4 protein-coding genes and 1 pseudogene are annotated in these 7080 nt (G+C 59.7%); 2 read left to right on the top strand and 3 right to left on the bottom strand.

The features are described 5' to 3' along the window. The first annotated feature begins 695 nt into the window (after positions 1–695). Positions 696–1025 (top strand): DDE-type integrase/transposase/recombinase, encoded by a 330-nt coding sequence (locus tag JAO75_RS23445; protein WP_199051628.1) that lies wholly within the window; start codon positions 696–698, stop codon positions 1023–1025. A gap of 267 nt (positions 1026–1292) precedes the next feature. Here JAO75_RS23445 and JAO75_RS23440 read toward each other — a convergent pair. Then, a pseudogene (locus tag JAO75_RS23440) lies at positions 1293–3047 on the bottom strand (DNA translocase FtsK); the annotation flags it as partial. A gap of 1554 nt (positions 3048–4601) precedes the next feature. Then, the gene (locus JAO75_RS23435) at positions 4602–4817 is read right to left on the bottom strand and encodes a hypothetical protein (protein ID WP_199051626.1); all 216 of its coding nucleotides are present in this window, start codon (positions 4815–4817) and stop codon (positions 4602–4604) included. Positions 4818–5006: 189 nt separating this feature from the next. Between JAO75_RS23435 and JAO75_RS23430 the strand changes: the two genes are divergently transcribed. After that, entirely contained in the window at positions 5007–5522 is a 516-nt protein-coding gene (locus JAO75_RS23430; RefSeq protein WP_199051625.1) for a 3'-5' exonuclease, read from the top strand. Between the two features lie 212 nt (positions 5523–5734). Here JAO75_RS23430 and JAO75_RS23425 read toward each other — a convergent pair whose 3' ends face one another. Then, the gene (locus JAO75_RS23425; RefSeq protein ID WP_199051624.1) at positions 5735–6430 is read right to left on the bottom strand and encodes a hypothetical protein; all 696 of its coding nucleotides are present in this window, start codon (positions 6428–6430) and stop codon (positions 5735–5737) included. Positions 6431–7080 lie beyond the last annotated feature (650 nt).

Raw genomic sequence — 7080 nt, 5'->3', positions numbered from 1 at the left:
GGCGACACGGCCCCGCCCGTGCGCGGTTCGGCCGTTCCGACGACCCGCCCGGGCCGGCCCCGGGAGAGCGACGGGGGACTTGTCCCGCAGCCTCAGAACTGAGGGATCACCTCACCGATGCGCGTGTGCTCCGGACACACGCGCCTTCACATCGTCTGACCCTGCATTCCACTACTTTTCGGCAGTGTGCCAAACGTCCGCGGATTAAGACTGTGTGAAGATTCTCTGCCTTCAGAAATGTTCGGGGTTACGACCATCAACCGACAATGGTGTCATTCCGGGGTGTGCCATTAGACGCCGCTCACCAGTGTTACACACGCGGCCGTTGCAGGCCTAGATTGGTCAGGCACAGACCGGGTCGAAGCCTATCATCTCAACGCGGTACTATCGGATTAGGCGGTAACGCCTTCCAAGCCGGCTCTTTCCATGACCTGAGCCGGTATTAGCGCCCGTGCCGGCTCCAGTGACGTATCTGGCACTTCTCTCAGGTGTAAATTTTTCAATCCTTCGGAGCCATTCTCAGGCGGTCCAATCTTAAGGACCCGCATCCCAGACGACACCTTTTGAATCATCCTCCCCCCTGAGCTCCACAGGAAGCCGCTATAACTTGACAGTCTGATCGAGGGCCTTACGCTTAGATAGATGATCCGAGGTTCAGGATCTGCCAGTTGTCAAAGAGACACAAGGAGAGCGCGGTGAGCGACTATCCTCCTTCATCCATCAGGACCGACAAACTGGCGTCGTATCCCAAGGCAATCCTGCGCCTGCAGAACGAAGGGCTGCTGCCGAACGATGTGGTGCACCGCACCTCGAAGTATCTGAATAACATCCTTGAGGCGGATCATGGCGCGCTCAAGCGCGTGATCCGGCCGACGCGCGGCTTCCAGAGGATGAAAGCCGCCGCCGCAAACCTGAGAGGGTTTGAGGTCATGCGCATGATCCGTCGTGGCCACTGCAACCTGCCGCAGCCCGGTGTGACAGGCGAAATCCGTCTTGTGAACCAGCTCTTCGGTCTTGCCGCCTGAGCAATCCATTCCGCCTGGGTTCGTCGTGCCCTTTCCAAGTTAATGCAACGGAGCCTTATCTTCCAGGGATCCAGCATTGCGCAGGATGCATGCGACACAAACACTTTTGATGTCTTGGAAGGGTATATCTAAAAGTAAGAGCCCTCGGGAGCACCAAAGTAATCCCGAGGGCTCTGTGTGGAGACGAGTGAGGCCAGCCAGCTACACCGACTGCTAGAGGCTGAGCCGATGCTCGTTCGCGTGTGCCAGTCCGGTCTGCTTCCAGCCTCAGTCCTCGTCCGCTCCACCCGTTCCGATGAGGATTTCGCGCTTGCCTGCATGGTTGGCAGGTCCGACTATCCCTTCCTTCTCCATCCGCTCCATGATTGAGGCCGCCCGGTTGTAGCCGATCTGCAGCCGCCGCTGGATGTACGAGGTCGAGGCCTTCTTGTGCCGCAGTACGATCGAGACCGCCTGGTCGAACAGTTCGCCCGACCCAAGCCCCATTTCGCTCTCATCGAAGACCGGGATCTGCTCCGGCTCCATTTCCTCATCATCCTCGGCCGTGACCGCCTCCACATAGACGGGCTTGGCCTGTCGCTTGAGGTGAGCAACGACACGTTCGACCTCCACGTCAGAAACAAAGGGCCCGTGAACGCGAGCAATGCGGCCTCCTCCTTGCATATGAAGCATGTCGCCCTGGCCTAAGAGCTGCTCCGCGCCCATTTCGCCCAGGATCGTGCGGCTGTCGATCTTGGACGTGACCTGGAACGAGATGCGCGTGGGGAAGTTCGCCTTGATCGTGCCGGTGATCACGTCTACCGAAGGCCGCTGCGTCGCCAGGATCACGTGAATGCCGGCAGCTCTGGCCATCTGGGCCAGGCGCTGGATTGCGCCCTCGATCTCCTTGCCGGCCACCATCATCAGGTCGGCCATCTCGTCGACGATTACCACGATGTAGGGCAGCGATGTAAGGTCCATCACCTCTTCGGTATACGTCAGCTCCCCCGTGGCCTTGTCGAAACCCGTCTGGATGGTCCGTGTGATGACCTCCCCCTTGGCCTTGGCCTCGCAGACTCGGGCGTTGAAGCCATCGATGTTGCGCACGCCCAACTTCGCCATCTTCTTATACCTGTCCTCCATCTCGCGCACGGCCCAGCGTAAGGCGATGATCGCCTTCTTCGGATCCGTGACGACGGGCGTGAGCAGGTGCGGGATGCCGTCATAGACGGAGAGCTCCAGCATCTTGGGATCGACCATGATTAGCCGGCATTCTTCCGGCGTGAAGCGGTAGACCAGCGACAGGATCATGGTGTTGATCGCCACCGACTTGCCCGAGCCGGTGGTGCCGGCCACCAGCAGGTGGGGCATGCGGGCGAGGTCGGCGATCACCGGCTCGCCCCCGATGGTCTTGCCGAGGCAGAGGGGAAGTTTGTGTTTCGAGATCTCGAAGTCGCCTGAGGCAAGCAGTTCGCGCAGGTATACCGTTTCGCGGGTCTCATTCGGCAACTCAATGCCGATGGCGTTGCGGCCTGGGATCACCGCCACGCGCGCGGAGACGGCACTCATTGAGCGCGCGATATCCTCTGAAAGCGCAATGACGCGAGACGACTTGATGCCGGGGGCAGGCTCGAATTCGTAGAGCGTGACCACCGGGCCCGGATGAACATGGATAACTTCGCCCTTCACGCCGAAGTCGCGGATGACCTTCTCCAATCGCCCTGCCGTCTCTTCCAGGATGTCCTCGGTCAGCTCCGGTCCTTCGCGTTCGGGCGGCTCGGCCAGGAATTCGATGTCCGGCTTCTGGTATGACCAATCCTCAGGTGTCTGTGGGCGAGAGATCGGATGCCCCCACGCTGACGGAGCGATTTTGGGGAGATCCACGACCAATCCAGCCTCCTGAAGCGGCTGCAAGGTAGCCTCTGCCTGGCCCAGGCCTGTCACAGCGTCGGGTGCGGGAAGCTCCTCACTCCGCTCCCGAACCGAACCGGCTGACGCATCAGGCATCGGGACAGGAGCAGAGCCGACCTCTGGTGCCGGTTGGAGCTCAAGGGCAACCTTCTTCATCTGCGATTTCTTGCTCGCCGCCAGCTGGAGATCCTCGTAGAGAGCGAGGTATCCGAGATCGACCTCCTCTTCGTTAGGATCCGACACGCTAGCACTTAGAACCGTAGAAGCCGCTTCTCCTCCCACAACGGCGATCCCAGCCTCGACGGTCGTTTCCTGGGGTTGCTCGAATGGCAGCGCTGCTTCAATAGCGGCGAAATACTCCATCTCGGAAGTTCCATCCGGAGCCTCTTGGCTGTCGTTGGTGACCTCGACGACCACGTCGGTGGTCACCACGATCTGCCCGTCGGCAGGGGCCGCTGACAGGGCGTCCAGATTCCCCGCTGAACCGATGCCAGTCATTCCGTACGACAGTCCCTGCCACGAGAACGAGACGGCTCCTGACGTCAAGCTGAAGGGAGTGGCGCCCAGCTCAGGTTCGGCCTCCAGGCATTGTTTCGGGGACGGAATCTCATCGGCAGCAGGAGCCTGTTGTGACGACGGAAGCCGTGTCGCCGTTTCGATCATTTGGCGCGCGGAACCGGCCATCTCTCCGCAGCCAGCGCTAGACAGGGCAGCTTCCCTGTCGGCGAGTGATGCTAGTCGTTCAGAAACCGGATACTCGGAGGCCAACGCCGACCGCAATTCTGCAATCTGACTTCTGACAACTGGCTCGGATGCCCCAACGCGCTCCTCGTCGATGACGGGGCGGATGTGCTCACGCGTTGAGTTGACAGCGGGAGCTGGGTGCCCCGGCTGCGTGGACGGGAGTTCTATATGGCCGTTGCGGGCTCGAATGACGTTATCCGGGGTGCGCGTGGCCTTCACGCCCTCGGCCAGAACAAAGGCCTGTCTCCACGGGGGCTCGTCACCGTCCTGGGCCGGGACGCCTTCGTTATCCCTTCGACCCTGCCGCAACCGGACAACGTTGGCGTTCTCGCGGGCATTTTCCTCTCCAGACAGAGGTGGCGGGGCGAAGGGTGGCTTACGGGTTGAATGCATGATCTTTTACGCAATTGAAAGATGATTGGCCAAGCTGATTCCAGCGGTGGCGTGACTCTGAGAGCAAACCGTAAACAGAGGGTTAGACTGGGGACCTGTCCACTTTCGAGGACCTGCCCGGCTCGCGCAGGTGATGGCGAAGGCGGTGGAATCCATGCCGGACAGGTTAACGTCAACTACGAGCTGATGCCTCGGTGCCAGGAGCGATCAGTCCAAATATGGATGCCGCAGTTCTTTCGAGCGGCCACGGGAAAACTGCTCTGGAACTTAAATGCGTGCACCAATCAGTAGGTTCTCGCCGAGTGACCGGTATCTGAGTTCGAGCCGAGCGAGGAAAATCATTCGGTATGCGGCATGTCTCTTACCAACTGACGGTCGCAACCCGGCGTACCATCGCTCCACTACACTGGACCAGGTTCACCGAGAGCTCTCTTTGCAGCGTCGACCTGACCACGTACTCTGGCTCAGGCCCCGAAGTCGTTCTCAGCGCTACGGACTTTCTGGCACGTAATCATCAGCTCCCGTACAAGCTGCTCACGCTCTTGAGGCTCAAGCAACCTTGGTGGTGTCCTGGTCGGCTCTGGCCTTGGCGGCAGCTTCCGCCTGCTGCTGCAGGCGAAGATCGGCGAGTTGCTGCCGCAGGTCCTGGTACAGTGGGCGGAAAGCTGGGCCGTTTGTCTCCACGATGTCGGCGAGAATGTGCACTGCCCGGACGAGCTTATCCTCGGTAATCGGGCCGTGGTCGCGCTGATGCCATTCGCTCATGTGGCGTCTCCTGGTTGGAGCAGACACAGTGCGCTGAGGATCTTGATAGCAGGTTAAGCTTGCGTGAGGCTTGCAGGGGCAGTCATGGGCTGGCGCCCGAGCCAGCCATGAACTAGCATTGCCGACAAATCACCTATGGGGCTGAGTGCTCAATCCCAATCATCCAAGAACTGCATACGATTTTTAACAATGAATCAATCAAACCGGTACGTCGTCATCGACGTCGAAACTGCTCAGTCCTACGATCACGTCATCGAAATCGCTGCTGTAGAAGTCGTCGGCAGGACGGTCTCCCCTCGGTCATTTGTTCGCAGGGTCAAGCCACGCTCAGCCATGAGCCCATTCTGCTATACAGTGCACCGCATCTCACTGGCCGACTTGGAGCAGGAGCCGTACTTTGATCAGGTCGTCCATGACCTGATCGACTTCGTGGGCGACGACCCGATCATCGCTCACAACTACGCCTATGAGTACAACACTCTCAAACGGGAGTTCGAGCGCGCATCACAGCCAACGTACCCACGGGAGCGCTTCTTCTGCACCATGGCTCTGGCGAAGCGCTCCGGTCTGCCCGGCAAACTCCGTCATGCTTGTTTAAAGGCAGGTATCAACATTGCTCACCTGCGTGACGCGCACGATGCGTTGAACGATGCTCTTCTGGCAGCTCATCTGTTTCTGAAGCTTAATCCGGCGGAGCGACCCTGACGGTCACAGGTGTCCCATATTGCGGTCGCAGCAGGCGATGACATCCTCACGCAATGCAGGCCTGGTAATCTTCCTGCAGGGCCCAGGGGGATAGCATGTGCAAGCGACAGATCGACAGGCGGCCGATGCCGCCGGTGCCGTCCAATGATAACGCACCAAGGATCGTGCCAGCTGGATAGGAGACGAGGGTCTGGAATCCGACCGGCAGATCTTTAATCAGGTCTGCCCTTCTGCAATGTACGCTCCATCTCAGCCATCATCGCCGCCTCGATATCGTCAAGGTTGACCTGGGCAGTTCGTCCATCCCCTGATGCTGGGCCAGCCGGAGCCTTGCTGACCGCTCGCTGCTTGGCTGGACGGTTGATGGCCGACCGCGGCTGATCCGGGAAACGGTTCTCCAGGGTGTCGAGCAGACCGTTGAGCGCCTCATCGGACAGGGGAGCATCCTGGTATTGTTCGACGCCTCTCAGGGCAATTGCTTGGTTGCTATAGCGGGCCTCAGCTGTGATCTCAGGGCCAAACCACGGAAGTGGATGGAACCCCCTGCCCTCAGCCTCACTGTCGAATTCCACTGTGATGAAATGCAGATCACGAGGCCGGTTGAACTGGTCGATGAGGACTTCCCGGTCGCCGATCCGGAGCTTTGTGCGGGTGTAGTCGATCTCACCGGCGCAGACGTCGAGCAGCGCGTGGGCGTGGCCCACAGGCACTTCGGTCTGTTCCTCGGCCTCCCCGTTCGGGCCCGCCGTCTTCAAGATCAGCAGCGCTCTGTTCTCCTCCAGGCGAACCCAGGAGCTGCGGTCCCGCTGTTCCGGGAAGAAGCCTTCGATCTGGCGCAGACCACCCCTTTCGCGCTGGATGAGTCGGGCCAAGGACGAGGCGAGTAGAAATCGGCGGCGAACGGTCATGGAATCCAAGGGATGAAAGGAGTTGAGGAGCGTTTCCAAGGTATACGGCGCAGAAGAGACAGGGCAACCCGGAACTCGGCAGTATGGTTTCCGCTCAGCGCCAGCCTTGCGTATACGACTTCTTCTCGCTGATCTGCAGCGGGATCTGGCATGTTCGATTTTTGAGGAACGGGAGTTCAGCGCCCGCTTGCCGAGCTCCGCACTCGACGTATGACGACGGAGTGAGATGTACCCGACCTACTCTAGCCTGAGCGGAAGCTACAAAGATGCATTGTCGTCTAAGGGCGCCATACTCGAAGTACTGGCTCCCCACCAGTGAGAGACGAGCTTTTACAAGCGACAACGCCCCGACAGAGTTAGCAGTAGTGAGCTCACTGTCAGGGCGCATTGTGATGCCGGTTGCAACACCACGCCATCACAATGCGCTATAAACCCCTGGAATGCAACCGACCGCTGTGCACAAGGACGAAGCGCCCGGCGGGAGGCTGAGTACCAGACCTCTCACCAGGGCGCGTGCGATGTGTTCCGGCATCGCATAATCCATGTAGATGCCTATATTAGAAGCCGATGTGTGGCGACGCGCAGCATCAGTTCGCAACGGGATCATGCAACCGGATCGCAGTAGGGCTCCTAAGGGTTTGAGCCTTGCC

Origin of the sequence: Microvirga splendida, from assembly GCF_016427565.1 — a bacterium.
Classification (GTDB): Bacteria; Pseudomonadota; Alphaproteobacteria; order Rhizobiales; family Beijerinckiaceae; genus Microvirga; species Microvirga splendida.
The sequence above is the reverse complement of the archived record's forward strand: the minus strand, read 5'-3'. Positions and strand labels throughout refer to the sequence as shown.

Coding starts and splice junctions, on each gene's coding strand:
- JAO75_RS23430 (WP_199051625.1), top strand. CDS start 5,007: ATGAATCAATCAAACCGGTACGTCGTCATCGACGTCGAAACTGCTCAG.
- JAO75_RS23425 (WP_199051624.1), bottom strand. CDS start 6,430: ATGACCGTTCGCCGCCGATTTCTACTCGCCTCGTCCTTGGCCCGACTC.
- JAO75_RS23435 (WP_199051626.1), bottom strand. CDS start 4,817: ATGAGCGAATGGCATCAGCGCGACCACGGCCCGATTACCGAGGATAAG.